Source organism: Psychrobacter sp. DM8 (genome assembly GCF_051307025.1).
Classification (GTDB): Bacteria; Pseudomonadota; Gammaproteobacteria; order Pseudomonadales; family Moraxellaceae; genus Psychrobacter.
The window spans coordinates 1,619,037-1,641,769 of record NZ_CP195538.1 but is presented as its reverse complement, the minus strand read 5'-3'; the positions used below and the strand labels follow the sequence as shown (position 1 = coordinate 1,641,769).

Annotated in this window: 21 protein-coding genes; 10 read left to right on the top strand and 11 right to left on the bottom strand. The window is 43.3% G+C overall.

Going from position 1 to position 22,733, the window contains the following annotated elements; genetic code table 11:
- The first annotated feature begins 97 nt into the window (after positions 1-97).
- Positions 98-1,339 (top strand): radical SAM family heme chaperone HemW, encoded by a 1,242-nt coding sequence (gene hemW / locus ACR64J_RS06985; RefSeq protein ID WP_435951044.1) that lies wholly within the window; start codon positions 98-100, stop codon positions 1,337-1,339.
- Between the two features lie 88 nt (positions 1,340-1,427).
- On the opposite strand, the gene ACR64J_RS06980 is transcribed toward hemW, so the two are convergent.
- The gene (locus ACR64J_RS06980) at positions 1,428-1,568 is read right to left on the bottom strand and encodes an entericidin A/B family lipoprotein (RefSeq protein WP_317198904.1); all 141 of its coding nucleotides are present in this window, start codon (positions 1,566-1,568) and stop codon (positions 1,428-1,430) included.
- Positions 1,569-1,853: 285 nt separating this feature from the next.
- On the opposite strand from ACR64J_RS06980, the gene ACR64J_RS06975 reads away from it, so the two are divergent.
- The gene (locus ACR64J_RS06975) at positions 1,854-2,405 is read left to right on the top strand and encodes a tRNA (cytidine(34)-2'-O)-methyltransferase (protein WP_435949000.1); all 552 of its coding nucleotides are present in this window, start codon (positions 1,854-1,856) and stop codon (positions 2,403-2,405) included.
- Positions 2,406-2,444: 39 nt separating this feature from the next.
- Here the strand turns inward: ACR64J_RS06975 and ACR64J_RS06970 are convergent, their stop codons facing one another.
- From ACR64J_RS06970 to tusD, 4 genes are read right to left on the bottom strand one after another with little or no spacing between them, the layout of a single operon-like run.
- Positions 2,445-2,765: a TusE/DsrC/DsvC family sulfur relay protein gene (locus tag ACR64J_RS06970; protein ID WP_435948999.1), complete on the bottom strand. Its 321-nt coding sequence runs from the start codon at positions 2,763-2,765 to the stop codon at positions 2,445-2,447.
- On the bottom strand, positions 2,762-3,091 hold the full coding sequence (locus tag ACR64J_RS06965) for a hypothetical protein (RefSeq protein WP_435948998.1): 330 nt from the start codon (positions 3,089-3,091) through the stop codon (positions 2,762-2,764). Before ACR64J_RS06965 ends, ACR64J_RS06970 begins: the two co-directional genes overlap by 4 nt.
- A gap of 53 nt (positions 3,092-3,144) precedes the next feature.
- Positions 3,145-3,468, bottom strand: a complete 324-nt coding sequence (locus tag ACR64J_RS06960) for a hypothetical protein (protein ID WP_435948997.1) — start codon at positions 3,466-3,468, stop codon at positions 3,145-3,147.
- A gap of 26 nt (positions 3,469-3,494) precedes the next feature.
- Entirely contained in the window at positions 3,495-3,905 is a 411-nt protein-coding gene (gene tusD, locus ACR64J_RS06955; RefSeq protein ID WP_435948996.1) for a sulfurtransferase complex subunit TusD, read from the bottom strand.
- Between the two features lie 290 nt (positions 3,906-4,195).
- Here tusD and glnE point away from each other — a divergent pair, with 290 nt between their 5' ends.
- The 5 genes from glnE (at position 4,196) to ACR64J_RS06930 (ending at position 11,579) form a co-directional block, all read left to right on the top strand.
- Positions 4,196-7,051: a bifunctional [glutamate--ammonia ligase]-adenylyl-L-tyrosine phosphorylase/[glutamate--ammonia-ligase] adenylyltransferase gene (glnE, locus tag ACR64J_RS06950; protein WP_435951043.1), complete on the top strand. Its 2,856-nt coding sequence runs from the start codon at positions 4,196-4,198 to the stop codon at positions 7,049-7,051.
- A gap of 137 nt (positions 7,052-7,188) precedes the next feature.
- Positions 7,189-8,118: a branched-chain amino acid transaminase gene (locus ACR64J_RS06945; protein ID WP_435948995.1), complete on the top strand. Its 930-nt coding sequence runs from the start codon at positions 7,189-7,191 to the stop codon at positions 8,116-8,118.
- 138 nt (positions 8,119-8,256) lie between these two features.
- Positions 8,257-9,096: a glycosyl transferase gene (locus ACR64J_RS06940; RefSeq protein ID WP_435948994.1), complete on the top strand. Its 840-nt coding sequence runs from the start codon at positions 8,257-8,259 to the stop codon at positions 9,094-9,096.
- 65 nt (positions 9,097-9,161) lie between these two features.
- Positions 9,162-10,259, top strand: a complete 1,098-nt coding sequence (locus ACR64J_RS06935; RefSeq protein WP_435948993.1) for a glycosyltransferase — start codon at positions 9,162-9,164, stop codon at positions 10,257-10,259.
- A gap of 225 nt (positions 10,260-10,484) precedes the next feature.
- Entirely contained in the window at positions 10,485-11,579 is a 1,095-nt protein-coding gene (locus ACR64J_RS06930) for a glycosyltransferase (protein ID WP_435948992.1), read from the top strand.
- Positions 11,580-11,611: 32 nt separating this feature from the next.
- Here ACR64J_RS06930 and ACR64J_RS06925 read toward each other — a convergent pair whose 3' ends face one another.
- The 6 genes from ACR64J_RS06925 to aspS form a co-directional block, all read right to left on the bottom strand.
- Positions 11,612-12,631 (bottom strand): NAD-dependent epimerase, encoded by a 1,020-nt coding sequence (locus ACR64J_RS06925; RefSeq protein WP_435948991.1) that lies wholly within the window; start codon positions 12,629-12,631, stop codon positions 11,612-11,614.
- The gene (locus ACR64J_RS06920; RefSeq protein ID WP_435948990.1) at positions 12,631-13,797 is read right to left on the bottom strand and encodes a nucleotide sugar dehydrogenase; all 1,167 of its coding nucleotides are present in this window, start codon (positions 13,795-13,797) and stop codon (positions 12,631-12,633) included. Before ACR64J_RS06920 ends, ACR64J_RS06925 begins: the two co-directional genes overlap by 1 nt.
- A gap of 78 nt (positions 13,798-13,875) precedes the next feature.
- Positions 13,876-14,862 carry a stealth family protein gene (locus ACR64J_RS06915; RefSeq protein ID WP_435948989.1) on the bottom strand — a complete coding sequence of 329 codons (987 nt, stop codon included), beginning with the start codon at positions 14,860-14,862 and terminating at the stop codon, positions 13,876-13,878.
- Positions 14,863-14,878: 16 nt separating this feature from the next.
- On the bottom strand, positions 14,879-15,676 hold the full coding sequence (locus tag ACR64J_RS06910; RefSeq protein ID WP_435948988.1) for a glycosyltransferase: 798 nt from the start codon (positions 15,674-15,676) through the stop codon (positions 14,879-14,881).
- A gap of 34 nt (positions 15,677-15,710) precedes the next feature.
- Positions 15,711-16,655 (bottom strand): lysophospholipid acyltransferase family protein, encoded by a 945-nt coding sequence (locus ACR64J_RS06905; RefSeq protein ID WP_435948987.1) that lies wholly within the window; start codon positions 16,653-16,655, stop codon positions 15,711-15,713.
- 48 nt (positions 16,656-16,703) lie between these two features.
- Complete coding sequence (gene aspS, locus ACR64J_RS06900; RefSeq protein ID WP_435951042.1) at positions 16,704-18,530, bottom strand: aspartate--tRNA ligase; 1,827 nt, start codon at positions 18,528-18,530, stop codon at positions 16,704-16,706.
- 400 nt (positions 18,531-18,930) lie between these two features.
- On the opposite strand from aspS, the gene sohB reads away from it, so the two are divergent.
- The 3 genes from sohB to ACR64J_RS06885 all read left to right on the top strand — a co-directional run bounded on the left by sohB (position 18,931) and on the right by ACR64J_RS06885 (position 22,713).
- Positions 18,931-19,917 (top strand): protease SohB, encoded by a 987-nt coding sequence (gene sohB / locus ACR64J_RS06895; protein ID WP_435948986.1) that lies wholly within the window; start codon positions 18,931-18,933, stop codon positions 19,915-19,917.
- Positions 19,918-20,167: 250 nt separating this feature from the next.
- Complete coding sequence (locus tag ACR64J_RS06890; protein WP_435951041.1) at positions 20,168-21,403, top strand: acyl-CoA dehydrogenase family protein; 1,236 nt, start codon at positions 20,168-20,170, stop codon at positions 21,401-21,403.
- Between the two features lie 35 nt (positions 21,404-21,438).
- Positions 21,439-22,713 carry a phosphotransferase family protein gene (locus tag ACR64J_RS06885; RefSeq protein WP_435948985.1) on the top strand — a complete coding sequence of 425 codons (1,275 nt, stop codon included), beginning with the start codon at positions 21,439-21,441 and terminating at the stop codon, positions 22,711-22,713.
- Positions 22,714-22,733: the final 20 nt, after the last annotated feature.

Here is a 22,733-nt window from a genome sequence, read left to right as displayed (position 1 = left end):
GCTACGCCAATAGTAAGTAAACCTTATGCCCAAACTTAAAACCATCAATGATACCAACATAGTTGATTATGATGACAGTAACGACAGAGTAGCCTCTATGGACTTACAGGTTACACAGATCCCATTAGCGCTATATATACATATTCCATGGTGTGTCAAAAAATGTCCGTATTGCGACTTCAACTCGCATGAGCTACCTATAGATCATCAGCTGTCTATGTATGACGACTACGTCGATGCACTGTTAACAGATGCGCGCACGCAAATGATGTTGACGCAAGGGCGGCAGATTAGCTCGATATTTATTGGTGGCGGAACGCCTTCACTACTGCCAATAGACCAGTATCAACGCTTATTTGATGGACTGCGCGACTGCTTTGAGTTTATGCCTGATATTGAGATTACTATGGAGGCCAATCCTGGTACGCTTGAGCATGCGCCCTTTGCTGAGTATCTAAAAGTCGGTATCAATCGCTTGTCTGTCGGCGTGCAAAGCTTCGCTGATGATAAGCTTCAAGCGCTCGGTCGTATTCATGATCCTGCGCAGGCCCTATCTGCGATAAAAGCGGCGCGCGCGGCTGGCTTTAATCGCGTCAATGTGGACTTGATGCATGGTCTACCGCAGCAAACGCTCACCGAGGCGCTATATGATATTCAAACTGCGCACAACGCTGGCGCGACGCATATCTCATGGTATCAGTTGACCATAGAGCCCAACACCGTGTTTTATCGCAACCAGCCTATATTGCCTGATGAGGATAATCTAGCAGATATTGAGCAGGCGGGTCAGACATTATTAGAGCAGCTGGGTTATCACAATTATGAAGTATCCGCTTGGGCAGGCGCAGCAGATTCGCCTTGTCGTCATAACGTGAACTACTGGCAGTTTGGCGATTACTTGGCGATAGGTGCAGGCGCTCATGGCAAAGTGACCATTAGCAAAAAACAGGGTCATAAAATTGACGTCATAGAACCCAAAGTCTCAGGTTTGGCGGATGCGTCGTCGCATAATGAGCAGGTTACAAAGACAGGTATTTACCGTTTTAGCAAAACGCGTGCGCCAAAAGATTACATGAAACATCAAGGTGCACCTAAGACGATATGGCAGGCCATTGATCAAGATGAGCTGGTTAGCGAGTTTATGCTCAATGCGCTACGCTTGCATAGCGGCGTGAGCACTTATTTGTTTGAGGCTCGAACCGGATTGAGTATCGATGCTATCGCTGGTGAAATAAAAGGTTTAGTGAGTAGCGGTTTGCTAGAGGATACTGACGATAAGATACAGCCAACTCCATTAGGACAGCGTTATCTTAACCAGATATTGCGCGCTTTTCTTTAACTACTTTTAGTCTTAAATCAGTAAAAACAGAGCCAAAAAAAAGGACTTACCCAAGGGTAAATCCTTTTAAGAAATCTAAATATAAAACTTAGATTTTTTGTTTTACGTCAGTTGCTGTGTTGCTAACTGCTTCACCAGCGCCAGATACGTCTTGGCCAAAACCTTGTAGAGTATTGCAACCCGTTAATACAAACATAGCGGTCAAAGATGCGATGATTACTTTTTTCATAGTAAATTCCTCAAATTAGAAAGTGTAGTGATAGTGCATTTTATCCAAAAAATTAGTCAGGAGCCCTAAAATTGTGAACAAGCAATATCAACCGATAAAAAGATAAAACCACAGTATAATTGTCTCAGTGAGCACAACGATATTGTCGTCATATCCATTGTCGCTATGATAGTGAAAGTTAAAATCAGTGCACAGTACCAAAATGTAATTATTGATAATAAACTGTAACTTGTTATTACGCAGAACAGTCAAATCGTCATAAACAAAAAATTATGGAAAATCTTAATGACCATTCATATTGTGTTGATCGCGCCCAAAATGCCCAGTAACACAGGCAACATTATACGTCTTTGTGCCAACAGCGGCGCGCAGCTTCATCTGGTACGACCTTTAGGGTTTGAGCTAGACGATAAAAAACTGCGCCGAGCAGGTCTTGACTATCACGAGTACGCGCACCTAAAGGTGCATGATAACTGGCTTATTGCCAAGCAATCTTTATTGACTGCGCAGTGTGAGCATATCGTTGCTCTGACTACTAAGCTTAGTCATCCATTCTATGATTATGACTTTACTAAAAAAAGGTCAAGTCACGTTAGCCAAAACAATATTGCCCTAATCTTTGGCTCTGAGACCGCAGGATTGAGTGATGATATTCGTACTGATATCGGTGCTGAGCATTGGCTCAGATTACCTATGCTGCCAGATTCACGAAGTTTAAACCTATCGAACAGCGTAGCAATCTGTCTTTATGAGGTTTGGCGTCAACAAGGGTTTGTGGGAGATGAAGGACGTAGTACAGGATACGAGACTTTAAGTGTTTATGATGCTAAAGAATAGTGTTTTACATGTCAGCAGGTGTCTAACGCACAAAGCGAGCTACAAGCAATTAGGCGGCTTGGGCAGTCCTGCTAGTCTATTGACATGACGGGCGACCAGTCCAGTATTGAACAGCGCTTGGAGCTTTTGATTGCTAATAGTGTGCTCAGGCAAGACCTTTTGTAGCCACTTGATGAGTGGACGCGTGCTAGGCGCATGATTAAAGGTATCAAAAAACACCCGTACTTGACCCAGAATATCTAAGTGCTCCTGTGTCAGGTGCACATCCAACGTATCAGCAAGCTGCTGCGCGACAATAGGCGTCCAAAGGGTATGGTCGTTCAAGTGACCGTCTTGGTCTAAAGATAAGGGCTCACTCATAAGTTAATCGTCACTACGTTATCAAATTTATCATCTTGAGTCATCGTAACCCACTCACTATCACTTAAAATACTTGTGAGATTTTTATCTAGTTTTAGATTTTTTTGTGTGTCATCGCTAAGGGTCGCTATATCGTCTGCAAGCGCATAGATCGCCTGAATATTGTCGATATCGCTATCATTTAGATAAGCTTGCAGCCAGTCAATAAAAGTGACGGTAGTACCAAGCAAAAGAATACTATCACCAGCGCGCCAAGTCAGCGCCATCTGCTCAGTGCTGCGCCTAAGTGTATCCACCGTACTATGTAATTGGTATAAAGTTGCCATTAGGGTTATCCCTTTTTATTTAGAACATGATTGAAGCTTAATAATAACCATAGCTAAAACGTTAAAATCTGATCAAAGTCTTGTACGTCTACAACCTCTGGTATCAGCGTGAGTTGCGCCGCTAAATCATTGGACACTATACCTGTAAGCCAGCCACTAAAGACGTCTTCGGGCAGCCAAGCTGGTGGCATATCGTATAATTCCAGTGATTGAATCATGCCATGTAGGCGCGATTTGGACTGCATAAGCAATCCAAAAACAGGCGCATCCAAATACAGTTGCACTTCATGCTCAAAGGTCGCCAGCGTCAACGCTAAAGCGCAGCCCTCGTAACTTGCTATCTCAGTTGCTGTACGTAGCTCAATTAAAAATTTCATGATATAGGCTCGTAAAAAGTATGGTCTTAAAATTGAAGCAGGCGACAATTGCCTTGTATCATCATGGCAAGCTCGCCTAGACCAACGAGCGTAAATCCATCGGCCATATTATCACCCTCTAAGTGATGACGGGCGCTATTATCTATATCACTGATGCCGCGACTGAGCGCTGTACTCACGCAAACGGGTAGCGATAACGGATATTGCTCAGCCAAAGCTTGCCACTCCCTAGTTACATTTATCTGATCAGCAGACTGCCAGCGCAGACGATTGGCGATATGAGCGGCGTCTGCATAAAAGAACACTTTTAACGGTTTGCTGTCGTCGTTATTATCAGATCTGTTTTGTAAGTAAGCACGCGCGTAACGCACCGCTAAAGATGCTAGCGGATGACTAGGATCTTTTGTTAGTAGTAATACAGTGTCTTTGGTAGTCATAAAGAAATATCGCACAGTATGGTGAATCGTTTAGTAACAAAATTTTCATGCTACCATGAGGACATAAAAGTGAATAATAAGCTTGAGAGTTCATATTCAATAATGATCACGATATTGTAGCAAATAATGCGCCGCTGCCCGAGAAATACCGTTTTTGTATCGGTTTGCAGTTAATAATGACCGCCATGTAATAAAAAACAATAAACTTTTTTATCAGGTTCACGTAGTCTTAACCTTTAACGTCAGGAGTTTTTGTCCCTATGCTACCGGAGCCATCATCGTCATCAGATATGCCATCTACTAATCCCAACACGCTTAGCTACCAACCAACGCCTGAGCAGATTCAAGTTTTGCAAACGGCGAGCGAATTTGCCTACCAAGTGTGGGAGAGTCGCACGATATCATGCCAGACGTTTTTGCGCAGTTATCCGCTAGATAGTACCTTGACCCGCCAGCAGATTGACGATTTGATTCAAGATTATACGCTAGATGACAATTACCAGCTGGGGGACGAGACGCAAGTCATGAGTGGTCTGCGTCATCTGCGTACTTCACTGATGATGCGCTGGATATGGCAGGATGCACTCAACCTGATTACGCTTGAACAATTAACAGATGAGCTGTCTGAATTCGCTGATGGTTGTATCTTATTTGCTAAAGAGTACACCTATACGCATCTGGTCGCTCAATACGGTCAGCCAACCTTTATCAATGCACAAGGTAATGTACAGACCGACGATATGGCGATTATGGCAATGGGTAAACTTGGCGCGCAAGAGCTGAATCTATCAAGTGACATAGATCTTATATTTGTCCATTGGGCACGCGGTGAGACGGATGGCGACAAGGCTAAAGGCACACGTAGTATTGACAATAAACGCTTTATGAACAGGCTTGGTCAAGGCATTATAAAGCTGCTTGATAACAATACTGCCGACGGGTTTGTGTTTCGAGTCGATATGCGCCTACGCCCTTGGGGCGATGGCAGCGATCTGGCTATTCACCTATCGGCATTGCAAAAGTATTTTGCCAATCATGGCCGTGCTTGGGAGCGTTTTGCTTGGTTAAAGGCACGAGTGGTCGGGCAAGTGGCTCAGCCTTTTTTTGATGAATTGCAAGAGCTGATTAAGCCATTCGTCTTTCGCTATTATGTGGATTATAGTGCGTTCTCAGCGCTTAGAGAGATGAAGTCCCTTATTCAAAACCAAGTGGCTCAGCGCGAGGATTTGGACAATATCAAGCTTGGGGCAGGTGGTATTCGCGATATCGAGTTCATTGTACAAGCGTTCCAGCTCATCTACGGCGGGCGTCATCCCGAGCTACAGGTTAAATCGTGCCTTGAGGCCATGAGGGAGCTGTACAGGTTTGAATATTTAGAGCCAGAGACTTACGAGCAATTGCAAGCGGCCTATCGGTTTTTACGTCGCCTAGAGCACGGTATCCAAGCGATCAATGATCAGCAAACTCAGCGCTTGCCGCAAGACCCCATATGGCGTCAGAACCTAGCGACAACTTTAGGGTTCGATAATTGGGAGGGGTTAATAGAGACGCTCAACAGGCACAGACATACGATAAATGTCCCCTTTGAGCGTATGGTGACTGAGCGCCAGATGCCAACACAAGACGATGAGGATCTAGAGCCTATCGAGCTTGAGGCACAAATAGCCAAACTCGATACGGTATTGAGCGAAGAGAGCCGCGCGCAACTGGATCAGTTTTGGCAGTCCAAAATGGTGGCTAACTTAAGCGATGAGGCTAGAGATCGTTTGGATGACGCTTACCCTGTCATTGTACATGCCTTGCTCGCTCACCAAGAACAGCAGCAGCTCGCCAATACGGCTCTGCCGCGTTTGATTACGTTACTTGAGGCCATTTGTCGCCGCTCTATTTATTTGGTCATGATCGCAGAGAACCCTAACGCGACGGTTGAGCTGATTCCTATGCTCTCAGCGAGCCCGTGGATCGCTAATGAGCTGGCGCGTTATCCTGTACTGCTGGATACTTTTCTTCAGCAGCGCTACCGTCATTTGCCTGACAAGATTGAGCTACGTGATATCCTGCGTCAACACCTGCTGCGCGTAGAGCCAGGGGAAGAAGAAGAGCTACTCAGCGCACTGCGTCTATTTAAGAAGAATCAAATACTGGCAGTAGCGGCGAGCGATGTACTCGCTGAGCGCCCGATTATGAAAGTCTCAGACTCACTGACTTATATCGCAGAGGTCGTATTAGAAGCCGCTCTTGAGCGCGCCTTTGCTGAGATCGTCAAGCGCTACGGCTATCCTATTGCCACTAATGGCGACCCGGTTACCGAAGCGGATTGCGGCTTTGCTATTATCGGTTATGGTAAGCTTGGCGGGCTTGAGCTATCGTATTCGTCTGACTTAGATCTAGTGTTTTTGCACAAGATAAAAGAGGCGGGCATGACCACAGGCGAGAAGTCTGTGAGCGGAATGAAGTTTGCCGCAAGACTGGCGCAAAAGCTGATGACTTATCTCAATACCCAAACCCGTGATGGCCGCGCCTACGAGATTGATATGCGTCTTAGGCCCTCTGGCAATGCCGGCATGATGGTGGTGTCTTGTCATGCTTTTGAGACCTACCAGTTGGATAAGGCATGGGCTTGGGAGCATCAAGCCTTAGTGCGCGCCCGTGCTATTTGCGGTGATAAGCTTGTGACGGCGCGTTTTTGTGATATACGCCGCTCGGTATTGTCCCTGCCGCGTACCCTTGATGAGGTGAGAGTAGAGGTCACCAGCATGCGTTTGAAGATGCAAAAGCATCTCGGTACTAGCTCAAATGAGCAGCGTAAAGGCAAGTTTCATCTCAAACAGGATGCTGGCGGCATAGTTGATATTGAGTTCTTGGCGCAGTTCGCAGTGCTAGCCTATTCGCATGATTACCCAAGTCTGACCAAATGGAGTGATAACGTACGTATCTTTGAAGAAGTCGCTGCTCTTGGGATATGGGAGGAGCAGGTTTGCCTTGATTTAACTGATGCTTATTTGCGTATAAGAGCTGCGACGCATCAATTGGCATTGGCTGAGCAGTCATCACTAGTTGATGAGTCGTTATGGGTGGAGACGCGGCGCTTGGTACAGACGCAGTGGCAGCACTTGATGGGTGTGCCGCCAAGAGATATTGAATAAGGTCACCTTAAAAAATTGTTTAATGCCAGACTAAAAAATTGTAACGATGTAGGTTTGCGGTGATATAATCAGTCGCAGATTAAATTTCAACACTCAACAAAAAAGTTAGTCGTCGGTACTAGCATAAGGACTATTAAATGAACATGGCAACACAAGAGGGTAAGCTTTGGATGAATGGTGACATGATTGACCAACCTGATGCCAAGGTTCATGTCCTTACGCATAGCTTACATTATGGTATGGCGGTCTTTGAAGGCGTGCGCGCTTATCAAACAGCGGATAAACGCACGGCAATTTTTCGTTTAAAAGAGCACACCGAACGTCTATTAGGTTCTGCCAAGATATTCCAGATGGATGTGCCGTTTGACCAAGCAACGCTTGAGCAGGCACACAAAGATGTGGTCAAACAAAACAACCTAGAAGAAGCCTACATTCGCCCTCTGATTTGGGTCGGCGCTGAAAAGCTTGGTCTATCTTCACGCGATAACAGTATCAATGCGATGGTTGCCGCTTGGCATTGGGGTGCCTATCTTGGCGAAGACGGTATCAAAAACGGTATCCGCGTCAAGACTTCATCCTTTACCCATCACATGACTAACGTCACTATGTGCAAAGCAAAAGCATCTAGTAACTATCCTGTGTCTATTATGGCCAATCAAGAAGTCACGCGTAATGGCTATGACGAAGCCATCTTAATGGATCCACAAGGTTACGTCTGCCAAGGCGCAGGCGAGAATTTATTCTTGGTCAAAGACGGTGAGCTACATACGCCAGATCTAGCAGGTGGAGCATTGGACGGCATTACTCGCCGTACCATCATGCAGTTTTGTAAAGACTTAGATATCAAAGTCACAGAGCGCCGCATTACGCGTGATGAGTTCTACCTAGCTGATGAAATCTTTATGACAGGTACCGCCGCTGAGGTCACGCCTATCCGTGAATACGACGATCGCACTATCGGTAATGGCGGGCGCGGCGCAATCACTGAAAAATTGCAAACCTTGTACTTCGATGTGGTACATGGGCGTAATGAGCAGTATATGGACTGGTTAAGCTTTATTGATTGATAGTATCATTATCCCAAAAGTATAAAAGCTGAACATAAGTGTTCAGCCTTTTTTTTATGATAAGATGCGGTTTATAATGTACCACTATGTCTCTGCAAATTCGTATCATCTACTCCAAATTTAAAGCGAGCCTTTTTTATGTTCAAAAAAGCAAAAGACAAAACTCAAGATAATGATGTTAAGCAAATTATCTGCATTAAATGGGGTACCAAATACGGTGCTCATTATGCCAATAAGCTATACGGCATGGTATCACGCAATATTACCCCGCCATTTCGCTTTGTCTGCTTTACCGATGACACGACTGATGTCCGTCCAGAGATTGAATGCCAAGAATTGCCGCCACTTGATGTAACCATGCCAACCAATACACTTGGCAAGTGGCCAAAATCACGTTTGTGGGGTGAGAAGTTAGGTGATTTGACAGGGACAGTATTATTTGTAGATTTGGATGTGATTATAGTAGATAGCCTCGATCCTTTCTTTGAATACGGCGAGCCAGACGATGTTATTTTGTCTTATAACCCGAGTAACCCATTAGAGCGCCTCGGCCAGACTTCTTGCTTCCGCTTTCAGGTAGGGTCGCTTGTCTCACTACAAGAAAAATTCAAAGCTGATCCACAAGGTATCGCTGATGAGTATCGTTTTGAGCAGCGCTTCGTCACTCGTAATGCGCCAGGCGGTGTCAAGCTGTTTCCAAAGGCATGGGTTGCGCACTTTAGACGCAAATGTCGTCAACCGTTCCCACTTAACTACATCAAAGAGCCAAAGATTCCTAAAGGCGCTCGCATCGTTATTTTCCCTGGCGACTTATATCCTACACATGCGATCGAAGGTAGATATAATAAAAATGCTGCTAACAATGCCAAAGATCACTTAAAAAGATTAACTGAGCCCAAAAATCTAAAAAGACCGCTACGTCACTTGCGTCATTTTATCTTGCCAGTAGGGTGGGTTGAGAAATATTGGAAAGAATAAGTTTGAACCTTAAATTTTTACTCTAAAACCATAACAATATCTAATACAGTAGTAGGTCATACATCATGAAACAGAGCACTGATAAAATAGCAGTACTGATTATTAGCGCCATAAAAGGAGGTGGAGCAGAGCGCTCTGTATTAACTTTGGGGCAAGGCTTTCATGAATTGGGCTATAAAGTGCATATTTTAAGGTTCAAGTCTCTTACAGAGTATGATTTAAATCCTAACCTTGTTTATCATCTGCTTAAATTTAAACCCTATAAGTTAATTCTTAATGAGCGCTTTCGACATAAGCTGTTTGCGCGTGCTATCGATAACTTTATTGAGAAAAAAATCGGAAAGCCAGACATTGTATTATCTAATTTAGAACCATCAGATAGAGTCATGGTTTATAGTAAATTACCCAATATCATGTACATTATTAGAAATAATATTTCTAATAAGTTCAAACTAACTGATAGTAATAAATTAGAAAATAAAATTAGCAAGCTACAGCATATTTATAGGAAGCATCCTTGCGTATGTGTTTCGAAGGGTGTGGAAAATGACTTACAGGCAAGGCTAGGACCGCATATCACTAGTACAACGATTTACAACCCTTTTGATAAGCAGCTGATTAAACAGATGAGCAATGAGTCGTATAGTACGCCTCATAGTGTACTTAAGCCAAATCAATATATAGTTCATGTGGGTAGCTTTACATACCAAAAAGCTCACGATGTTTTGTTGAAAGCTTATGCTCAATCATCTATGGCTTATCCTTTAGTATTGCTAGGTAAGGGTAAAATATTTGATGAAACTAAAGCATTAGCTAAAAGCTTAGGAATAGACGATAGAGTAATTTTTTTAGGGTTCAATAAAAACCCCTATCCATATATGAAAAATGCAAGAGGACTAGTTTTATCTTCACGTTTTGAAGGATTTGTGAGAGTCATACCAGAAGCATTAACTTTAGATACGCCAGTAATAAGTACTGATTGTCCATCAGGGCCAAGTGAGATGCTACCTGCAAGTAGTCTGGTGCCTGTAAACGATATCGATGCTTTAGCAATCAAAATAACAGAATTAATGGCTGATCCACAATTTTTCAGAGTGGGTTTAGATGAAAGTTTTCTGCCTAAGAATATTGCTCAACAGTATATTGATTATTCAACGTCTTAGTAAATGGTTATAACATGTTGATAAATGAATGAATGTAAATACAATCAAAAGAAATAAGTATATTTAGGTTTGAGCGTTATTCAAAAAAAATCGCGCTTGTTTTCATTGATGTTATGAGAAATTATTCAAAACGTTATAATTGTAGCGGAACAACCTATTTTTAAAACTATATTTTTTGAATACCCAAGTAATAAGAAAGTAAAAGTGAGAGGTTATAATAACAATATGGAAAAATATTTTATCAAAAAACAAAAAAGTAAAATCTTATTGGTTATTAATTCTTTGAAAGGTGGTGGTGCCGAACGTGTAGTATTGACTCTAGGACAAGGGTTCCATGATTTAGGCTATGAAGTTCATGTTTTAACATTTAAACCTCAAGTAGAGTTCAGTCTCAATCCAAATTTAAACTATCACATGCTAAAGTTTAAGAATTTCAAACTCATACCAAAATTAGACCGTCGTGATAGAGTGTTTGCATATGTAGTCGATCGGTACATATCAAAGAAAATTGGAAAGCCAGAACTTATCATATCCAACCTTGATCGTGCTGATAGTATTTTAAGTTACAGTCGTTTGTCGAATATTACCTATGTTATCCACAATACTCTGTCATCATTGTATGGCTTTAATATAAAAGATAATCACGAGAAAAAAATAAAGTTTAGTAAAATTTATTCAAAGCATCCTTGTATATGTGTTAGTCAAGGTGCTGAGAAGGATTTTATAAAAAGCTTCGGTCAAATTACGCCAACCACTGCAATCCATAATCCAATTGATAAAGAGAGTATTCAAGAACAAGCTAATGCTTTCGTTCCTGAGTATCAAAACTACATCATTCATGTGGGTAGTTTCAAAGATGCAAAGCGGCATGATTTATTAGTAAAGGCTTACGCAAAAACTAATCAATCTATGCCGCTGTTGCTTTTAGGTCAAGGAAAATACAAAAACGACATAGAACAACTAGTTATAGATTTAGGATTAGAGGAAAAGGTAATTTTTCTAGGATTTCAAGAAAATCCTTTCCCATATATCAAATATGCACAATTTAAAGTGCTAACCTCTGATTGGGAAGGATGCCCATTAGTAATACCTGAAGCATTAGCTATAGGCACACCCGTTATAAGTACCAATTGCCCATCAGGTCCAAGTGAATTATTGCCTCAGAAAAATCTGATGCCAATGGGTGATGTTGATGCTATCGCCAGGAAACTTAGTCAAGCTATGGAAAATCCAAAACAATTCCAAGCGCCTTTTGATGAGGCGCTTTTACCTGCTAAAATCGCTGAGAAATATCTTCATTTCGTACAAAGTATCAGATAGAAATAATAGAATCCTATGAGCAAGCATTTATATTATACTGAGCCTAAATAATAGGCTTTGTACCAATCGACAAATTGTTTGATACCTTCTTCGATACTGGTTTCAGGCTTAAATCCGATATCCTCTACCAATTCATCTATATCGGCGTAAGTAATCGGTACGTCGCCTGCTTGCATGGGCAATAAGTTTTCCTGTGCCTTTTTACCACAAGCATCTTCAATGGCAGTAATAAAACGGCGCAAAGTGACAGGCTGATTATTACCAATGTTGTAAATCTTATAGGGGGCAGCTGCTGTGGTGACAGTAGAATGCTGGGGCGAGGGTGCTTTATCAATAATGCAAATAATACCTTTGACAATATCATCAATGTAGGTAAAGTCACGCTGCATTACACCATTATTAAAGACGTTAATGGGTGCACCAGCCAAAATCTTCTTGGTAAATGAAAAGTAAGCCATATCAGGTCGACCATAAGGGCCGTAAACCGTAAAAAAGCGTAGACCTGTGGTAGGGATATTGTATAAATGACTATAGCTATGTGCCATCAGCTCGTTTGATTTTTTTGTAGCCGCATACAAGCTGATAGGAAAGTCAACGCAGTCAGCGGTGGTAAATGGTTGCTTGATATTCATACCATATACGGAGCTCGAACTGGCGTAGATTAAGTGCTTGATATCATAGTGACGACAACCCTCTAATATATTAACGAATCCAACCACGTTTGAATCAATATAAGCATTAGGGTTTTCGATAGAGTAGCGTACGCCTGCTTGAGCACCCAAATTAACAACGGTATCAAATTGATGGGTTGAAAAAAGCTCAGACATGGTATCGCGATCAGCAAGGTCTAACTTGATGAACGTAAATGTGTCTGGCAATGCTATCTCACCTAATATTCTTAAACGCTCTTTTTTTAAATCCACATCATAATAGTCATTGAGATTATCGATACCTACGATACAGTAGTTTTTATCTAACGAAGACGTCTGTAACAAGGCTTTAATAACATGAAAACCAATAAAACCCGCTGCGCCCGTAACCAAAATTTTCATTAATCGCTCCCAAACAAATCACGGGTAAATACTTTGTGCGCGACATCTTCAATATCAGCAGATAAGCGATTGGCAACGATCACATCACTCATCGCTTTAAAGGTTTCTAATTCTTTGATCACTTTTGAGTTAAAGAACTCATCTGCTTCTAATACAGGTTCATACACGACCACTTCGATACCCTTTGCTTTAATACGTTTCATAATACCTTGAATCGCTGAGGCTCTAAAGTTATCGGAGCCGCTTTTCATCACGAGACGATGCACGCCAACGATCTTTGGATTTTTTGCTAAAATAGCATCAGCAATAAAGTCTTTGCGCGTTCTATTGGAGTCTACAATCGCCTTGATTAAGTTACTTGGCACTTCGTCATAATTGGCGAGTAGCTGTTTGGTGTCTTTGGGCAAGCAGTAGCCGCCATAGCCGAAAGAGGGGTTGTTATAGTGATTGCCAATTCGCGGATCTAAGCCTACGCCTTCGATGATCTGTTTGGTGTCTAGTCCAAACGTCTGAGCATAAGTGTCAAGCTCATTAAAGTAGGCTACACGCATGGCAAGGTAGGTGTTAGAAAATAGTTTGATCGCTTCCGCTTCAGTAGAATTAGTAAATAGCTGCGGAACATCCTTTTTTATAGCGCCTTGTAAAAGCAAATTAGCAAACTGCTGAGCGCGTTCAGACTGACCCCCAACGATAATTCTAGAAGGGTAGAGATTGTCATAGAGCGCTTGACCTTCTCGCAAAAACTCAGGAGAGAATATCAAATGGTCGGTTGCATAACGCTCTCTTGCCTCACTTGTATATCCAACTGGTACCGTTGATTTAATAACAATCAAAGCCGTTTGATTGACAGCGAGCACCGCGTTTATGACAGTATCAACGCTTTGAGTATTAAAGTAATTGGTCTTGGAGTCGTAATCGGTAGGAGTAGCGATGATAACGAAGTCCGCGTCTTTATAAGCGCTATTGGCATCAAGGGTTGCGGTGAAATTAATATCCTCGTTGACTAAAAAATCTTCAATCTCTTGATCTTCAATAGGTGACTTCTTGGCATTGAGTAAGTCGATTTTCTCAGGCACCACGTCAACAGCAACGACAGTATTGTGCTGAGCGAGGAGCATCGCGTTTGATAAACCGACATAGCCGGTACCGACTACTGCTATTTTCATAAAGTCTCCTAGAGCGGGTTTTGTATATAGTTTAAGCGCGTAGTTGTCGATAGATAGTGTTGGTTGGTTCTAAACGATCTAAAACAACGATGACGGCAGATACTCTGAGAGTTTGTTTACCATCGCGTGACTAATAGTATTATAAGAGTCGCTATCGAGCATATCCAAACTTTGTATACATCCGTATTTGATTGAGTTGTTATCTAGGCTCAGAATAAAATCTTCAACGCTATTTTTATTTTTAAGATAATTGACGGCTGCTTGAGGTTTAAGTACTGCCTCACAAGCTTGAATCTTTAGATGATTCATTAGCGTAATAGGGTTCACTTGCGCGACGTCTCGAAACTTGTATTTGGTTTGCTCATCTAACAGTTTTGGGTTGTTTAATAGATAGTTTTTCAGGATGTTTTTATCGACAATATGAGGATAATGATGCACTTCAAAAAACTCGGTCATACCCACTATTTGAGCACTTAGCATCTGCGCCGTAGTATGTTTAGGCTGCATAGGTTTTTTGGTCAATTTAGCTAAAGCAGTACGGTAGCTGTGTTTGACAAGTAAGGGCGCATTTTTGCGCCAATGACCGTGGATAATAATATTATTGTTATCTAAAAAGTCATCTATAGCCACTGGCTGATTAAAGAAAAAATCATCATTCATATAGATAAAATAATCTGACAGATCTGGGATATTCCACAACATCGTTTCGATTGATCGTGTATTAAAGGTGGGTAGGTACTGCTCAACACCCCTAAAAATATCCTTATGATCTACAATGCGTATCTTGTCCTTCTCACAAATACCTTGTTTCGCAAATTCATCGACAAATTCAGGTTGCTGATTATCTGAGACGATATAGATATGACGACAAAACGGCACATACTTGATAATAGAGGCAATGTTGTAATATATCTCATTATTACTGGCAAAACGTGTCGAGCTGGCAGCATCTGAAGCAATAGATATCCCTGCTTTATACTGCTCCCTTTTTTGTCTAAGTACAGGATCGTCGCCATCTACCCAGGCAATAACGATATCTATAGGCGTCTGATTGTACGGTGTCATGTTCTCTCCTATAGCATTACTGCCAGTACTCTTGTAACCAAGGACTAGGCTTGACATGACGATACCATTTGCCGCTACCGCCTTCGATAGCATCGGGCGGATTGATTTCCCCATGAAATATAACGATCTTGGCGTTATCAGGGAGTTTAGGCGCACGTACGAAGTTCAAAGGAATAGGGGCAATGCATTGATATTTAAAACTGACGCACCACTCTTTAGGCCAATACTCTAAATGATGATGCTCGCGCAGATAGTTGGATAGATAGGCTTGCTCATGACGAACTTGGGTACGGATAGTATCAAAATTATGCTCAAAGTTACTGAGCAGATTAGGGTATGTGTTCTGTCCAATTTTAAAGCGGTAAACAGAACTATTACCAATCATCCGCCATGGCTTTTTCCAATCGCGGATAATAACGACGCTATCATCATATTTGGATTCATAAGTAAAAAAGCTATCGATATTATCAACGATAACAATATCAATATCCAAAAACAGCGCAACCCCTTTTAGGTCATACAGCTCAGGTTTGAAAGTGGTCAGTTTTTTCCAGCCACGCTCAGGCCCTGGTGGCAAGTCCATCTCAGGAATTGGGTAGCATTTGATATTTGGATCAATACCAGTACTGTCATCGGTAAGACAAACCATTTGAAAGTCTAAGGTCAAATGACGGCTCACCATATTATAGAGGCGATTGACGTACTCGGCACCGTATTTATCGCCCCATTTCATACAAATGATATAGCGTGGCTCGGCATTCATATGATGCTTAGACGAGTTAGTAGACAGCGAATTAAAGGTATCAGGTGCCATAGTGTACTCGTATTATCAGGTATAAAATCATTGACTATTTGGGAGTATTGAATGTGGGATCGTCAAGCACTGCTCGGTTGGCGTTGATAAAATTGGCCAGTTTTGTCTTGGTTTTACGATAAGGATTGCCTAGATTTGGTATACGCTTAAAGCGCCGATAACCCCACATATAATGACTAAAGTTATCGAGTATCATACGCTCCATCGCTTGGTTAAGTGCTTGAGTGGCTACCTTAACATCGCGATTATATAAGTCTGGATCATCAAGCTTGTAGCAGTAGATATCAAAGCCACGTCTGTCATTACGGCGGATACAAGCTAGTCCTACCAAAGCGCATTTGGTTTTGCTGGTAAGCTTGGGTGCAAGGGTGCTCGTTAGAGTGTCAATACCAAAGAACGGCACAATAACGCCGCCTGAAGGGTCTGGGACATGGTCGGGCAGTATAATACTAAAGCCGCCCTGTTTTAGCGTCTTAAAGACAGCTTTGACGCCGCTAGCATCAGTAGGCACTAGGCTGGCATTAAGCCGCGCACGTCCTTGTAATATAAAGTCGTTTAATCGCTTGTTTTCGACAGGCTTGTACATAATGGTCGGTGCGCCAAACTGATTGAGCCAGGCGTTCATCATCTCCCACGTACCTAAATGCGGTACGATAGCGAGCATACCATTAGGGTTAGCGAGTCCTTGTAGGAAGATATCTTTATTATGAACCTCTACAATTTGAGCAATGCTCCATTCTGGAGGCATCGCCCAAGACTTGATAGATTCGACACTCCCTAAAAACTGATTACGAACTATTTTTTTAACAGATACTTTTTTGTCCAAATTATCTGGCACAGGCGTTATTAGTGCCATATTAATTTTGATAGTACGGACGATACTTGTCTTAGGTAATCGCACAACCACTGATGTAGCAGCGCGCGCCACTACTTGTAGTACAGGTAGCGGCACGAACTTAAAAAGATTATATGGATTCATAGGCGTTCACATAACCTGACATCATTGTAGTGGTTTTGACTCAAATCCCTATTGAGCAGGTCTATCCGTATCTGCCTGAACTTTTTCACGCAGGCGTATACCAAGCTCACGTAACTGCTTAGGATCTACAGGCGCTGGTGCTTCGGTCAATGGACAGTCAGCTGTCTTAGTTTTTGGGAAGGCAATGACGTCACGGATAGAGCTTGCGCCTACCATAAGCATAATCAGGCGATCTAGACCAAACGCGAGACCACCATGCGGCGGCGCACCAAACTTAAGCGCGTCGAGTAAGAAGCTAAATTTATCTTCAGCCTCTTGTTCATCAATTCCTAGCGCTTCAAACACCGCTTGTTGCATCTCAAGTGTATTGATACGTAGGCTACCACCGCCGATTTCAGTACCGTTTAGCACCATATCGTAGGCGATTGAGAGCGCTGACTCTGGGTTGGTTTTCAATTCTTCAACAGAGCCTTTAGGTTTAGTGAACGGATGATGCATTGACGTCCAGCGACCATCGTCTGTCTGCTCAAACATAGGGAAGTCTGTGACCCAGAGCGGCGCCCACTCACAAGTTTGCATTTCAAGATCAAGACCGATCTTTTGACGTAGTGCGCCCATCGCATCATTGACCGTACTGGCTTTGTCCGCACCAAAGAAGATAATGTCGCCACTCTCAGCGCCAGTACGCTCAACCAGACTAGCAAGAACGTCATCGGTCATGTTCTTGATAATAGGGGACTGCAAACCTGACTCTTTATCGACGCCATTGTTTATGTTGTTTGCGTCATTGACTTTGATATAAGCCAGACCACGTGCGCCGTAAATACCCACGAACTTGGTATACGCATCGATTTGCTTGCGGCTGATTGACGCGCCATTTGGGATACGTAGAGCGGCTACGCGACCTTTTGGGTCATTTGCTGGACCTGAGAATACTTTGAAGTCAACGCTTTGCATCAAGTCTGCAACGTCGATCAGTTTGAGGGGTATACGCAGATCAGGCTTGTCTGACGCATAGTCACGCATGGCCTCCTCGTAAGTCATACGCGGAAAATCAGCAAGCTCGATATTCATCATCGTCTTAAAAACGTGTTTGATAAGACCTTCATTGATGGTCATGATCTCTTCTTCGTCTAAAAAAGAAGTCTCGATATCCACTTGAGTAAATTCAGGTTGACGATCAGCACGCAGATCTTCATCACGGAAACACTTGGCGATTTGATAGTAGCGATCAAAGCCTGACACCATCAATAGTTGTTTAAATAATTGCGGCGACTGCGGCAAAGCAAAGAAGTTGCCCGGACGCGTACGTGACGGTACTAAGTAATCACGCGCACCCTCTGGGGTGGCACGAGTCAAAATAGGCGTCTCAACATCCAAAAAGCCATGATCGTCTAAATAACGACGAATCGCTGAGGTGGCTTTGGCGCGAAATACCATGCGCTCTTGCATTTGCGGGCGACGCATATCCAGGTAGCGATACTTAAGACGCAGATCCTCAGATACGGTCGTGTTTTCATCATTTAGCGGGAATGGCGGCGTTTCAGACTTGGCTAGTACTTCAATCTCTTTACCAAGTAGCTCAACTTGACCGCTAGTCATATTGGCGTTTTCAGTACCTTCGTAACGACGACGCACGCGTCCTGTAATCTTGAGGACATACTCTGGTCGAGCCGCATCTGCGGTAGCAAAGGCTTCTGGCGTATCAGGATCGACGACGACTTGCAATATACCTGCGCGGTCGCGCATATCTAAAAAAATCACGCCACCATGATCACGACGACGATGTACCCAGCCTACGATAGTGATGGTCTGCTCAAGTAAGCTCTCTGTTACGGCGCCGCAGTATTCGTCTCGGTAGCCGCTGTGCGTCATAGTGCTCTGTGTCATAATATTTAGTTATCCAGTTATCAAGTCAATTCAAAGGCAATAGTGCTAAAAATGGGATTATTAGCTAATAAGGGAGTCAGCACAACTAAAACGGCTCATAAATAAGTAGCCGTAGCGCTAGTAGTAGAAAGTTTTGTGCAAACGCATATTATGCCTAATGTGTTTTTGTTATACAACTCTGATGCGACAATCTACTCGTGACGATAAAGGCTAATGGTTCAAACTTGCGTCATTTACCGTAGAAGTAGCGAGATAAATATATGCACTTGTCTTGAAAACCAGCAGTTATGCGCTCATATCAGAATGACTTCATAGCTATCAATCAAACACACCTATCAACCAAAATATCATAAGCTTATCTATACTATAAAAAGGAACACTGTTCATGCTATTTAATCCACCCAAAAACCCTGTCGAGCTCAAAGTTCGCCACCTTAATAAAGCACAAGAACAACGCCGCGAAGATCTCATGGAAGCCACGCAAGGCAAAGCGGCACTCAAGCTACTTAAAAAAAACATGGCAAAAAAAGCTAAGCAAGCGCTAAATGCAAAATCAAAAGCCAAGAAGAAAAACAAAGATGCTGATAAAAGCACGCAAGTCTTTGTATTAGATTTTGATGGCGATATTAAAGCCAGCGCTGTCAAGCATCTACGTGAAGAGATTAGCACTCTTATCAGCACGGCGAATAAAGGCGATGAGGTCGTTATACGTTTAGAGTCGCCAGGCGGGGTGGTACATGGTTACGGTCTTGCAGCAGCGCAATTGGCTCGCCTAAAGGACGCTGGTTTGACATTGACCGTCTGTGTGGACAAAGTGGCGGCAAGTGGCGGCTATATGATGGCCTGCGTTGCAGACAAAATTATCGCTGCGCCCTTTGCCATTATCGGTTCTATCGGTGTGGTATCGCAATTACCAAACTTTCATAAATGGCTTAAAAACCATGACGTCGATTACGAGATGTTTACTGCTGGTGACTACAAACGCACAGTGACTGTATTTGGTGAAAATGACGACGAAGACCGCGCCAAATATCAACAAGAGCTTGAGCAAACTCATGAGTTATTTAAGCATTTTGTGACCACTTATCGTCCAAAATTGGATCTACAAAAAGTAGCGACAGGTGAGCACTGGTATGGTGAAGATGCAATCGAGCTTAACCTCATTGATAGCCTACAAACCTCAGACAGCTACTTGCTTGAGCTGATGAAGGACAATGAAGTCTACGCGCTACACTCTCGTCAAAAGCCTACATTGGCAGAGAAGCTAGGTTTAGCGCAGGCGGCTGAAGCAACCCTTACAATGGCAATCGATAAATTGCCTGACGCACTCATGCGTTTTGATCTCAATCAGCGCTTAAATATTTTAAAGTAGCTCTAGTAGCATCATTAACTGTGTATGTTTTGTAAAGGCGTGTCCTAGTCGGTCGCGCCTTTTTTGCTGTTTATTGATAGCGCCTATGTTATAAATGTAGCATATCAAAAAGAGTAAACGTACGTACACCAAACTCTAAACCTACATAAACAACCTGCATAAATAATGCGTCACAAGGAAAAAGGAAATAATTATGTCTACAGAAAAGCCAACAACGTCTACAGAAAAACCAACAACGACAGCCAAGGCTATGTTTGCCGTCAGTGAGCACGGTCAAGAGATGCATAACCAAGTTAAAGACTTTATTGCCACTCATATCGAGCCAATAGAGGCAGAGTTTTGGCACGACTGCCATGAGCAAAACCCAGATGGCAACTGGAAAAACTGGCAATGGCCCGAAAAATACGAGAGCCTACGCAAACAAGCGCGCGAGGCAGGTCTTTGGAATTTGTTTTTGCCTGATGATACCTTAGGTGCAGGCTTGTCTGTAACAGACTATGCGCCAATTGCGGAGCTGACAGGTCGCAGTTTGCTTGCGCCGTATGTCTTTAACTGTAATGCTCCTGATAGTGGCAACATGGAATTATTATGGCGTTATGGCAGTACCGATCAGCAAGATAAGTGGCTTACGCCATTATTAGAGGGCAAAACTCGCTCTGTATTTTGTATGACCGAACCTGAGGTGGCCTCAAGTGACGCGACTAATATGCAGGCGACTGCTGTTGTCGATGGTGATGAGATCGTCATCAACGGGAGCAAATGGTGGTCATCAGGTCTAGGCGATCCTGCGGTTGATGTGCTCATCGTCATGGCACATACACCAGACGAGGAGCAAGATCGTCATCATCAGCACTCTATGGTACTCGTCCCTGCCAAAACCGCAGGCGTCAACATTGAGCGCATGCTAAAAGTATTCGGTGATTATGATGCGCCGCATGGTCATGGCGAAGTTAGATTTGATAATGTACGTGTACCGATTGAAAACTTTATCGGCGGACCAGGTATGGGTTTTGAGATTGCCCAAGGTCGATTAGGGCCAGGACGTATTCATCATTGTATGCGCTGTATAGGCGCGGCCGAAAAATCACTTGAGCTGGCAATTAAACGTGGCACTGAGCGCACCGCTTTTGGTAAGCCTTTGTTGCAATTAGGCGGCAACCTTGAGCGCATTGCGGAGGCACGTATCAAGATTGACCAAGCACGTCTATTGACCCTATATGCGGCGCAAAAGATGGATAGCCAAGGCACCAAAGCGGCTTTGACTGAAATATCAGCGATTAAAGTAGTGGCGCCAACCGTACTACAAGAAGTGGTCGATATGTCGATTCAGATTCATGGTGGTATGGGCGTCTGTCAAGATACCATGTTGCCAAGTTTCTTCGCCCAAGCGCGTGCACTACGCTTAGCGGATGGTCCTGATGAGGTGCACAAAACGATGATTGCCAAATTAGAATTAAAGCGTCACGGCGTGCGTCTAAAACGTTAAAATAGCCTAAGCATAAAATAAACAAGGACAAATATATGGCGACTAATAATAAAGGCAATCTGCCAAGTGGCGACAAGGCTGTAGATCAAAAGGTTTTAGACCAAGGCGGTCAGATTCGTGATGGTGAAGAGTTAGATACAGCAGCGGTCAGTATATGGCTACGCAATCAAGGCGTTGATATTAAAGGCTCACCTGTCGTGACTCAGTTCTCAGGGGGCGCGTCGAATTGGACCTATCGCTTAGAGTATGACAATCAGGATCTAATCCTGCGTCGTCCACCCAAGGGCACCAAAGCCAAATCTGCTCATGATATGGTACGCGAGTACACGGTGCAAAAGGCGCTCAAGGATGCCTATCCTTATGTTCCAAAGATGGTCGCGCTATGTACCGACGAGGACATCATCGGTGCCGACTTTTATGTGATGGAGCGTATGGAGGGTATTATTCCACGCGCTAATCTGCCAAAGGGAATTGAGCTTGACAAGTTGCAAACGCGCGCGCTGTGTACCAATGTCATAGACGCACTCGTTGAGCTGCATCAAGTGGACTACGCAGAGCATCCTGACCTAGTTAAGTTAGGTCGCGGTGAGGGGTACTGCGAGCGTCAAGTAAGCGGTTGGAACAAGCGCTATATCAAAGCGAAAACGCCGAATGTACCAAGCTTTGCCTTAGTGCGTCAATGGTTGACCACTCATACGCCAAGTGATAGCAAGACATGCGTGATTCACAATGACTGGCGCTTTGATAATGTTATTTTAAATGCGGACAATCCTACTGAAGTCATTGGCGTGCTCGATTGGGAGATGGCAACCCTTGGCGATCCGCTAATGGATCTAGGGAGTGCGCTAGCGTACTGGATTGAGGCCGATGACAACATGATCATGCAGCAGTCGCGCCGTCAGCCGACCCATCTAAAAGGCATGATGACTCGTGATGAGGTGGTCGATTACTATCTTAAGCAAACGGGTCTTGAGGTCGATAACTGGACATTTTATGAAGTGTTTGGATTATTTCGCCTAGCGGGTATCGTTCAGCAGATTTATTATCGCTACTATCATAAACAAACCAAAAATCCTGCCTTTAAGAATTTTTGGATTATCGTTCATGTATTGCATGCTAAATGCCTTAAGCTCATTGCTAAGTATGAGGGTGAGGCACTATTTACCCGCCGCGTACAACCGCATTTGCAAGAGATCGGCGTCGATGCAGCAATGGTAGAGCAACTACCAGCGCCCATACAAAAAGTCGTCAAAAGCGTGTTGCCCAAAGGCTATTTTGAGTCGGCATCTGATAAATCTATTGATAGCTAATGGCTCAAATTTAAGGTAAC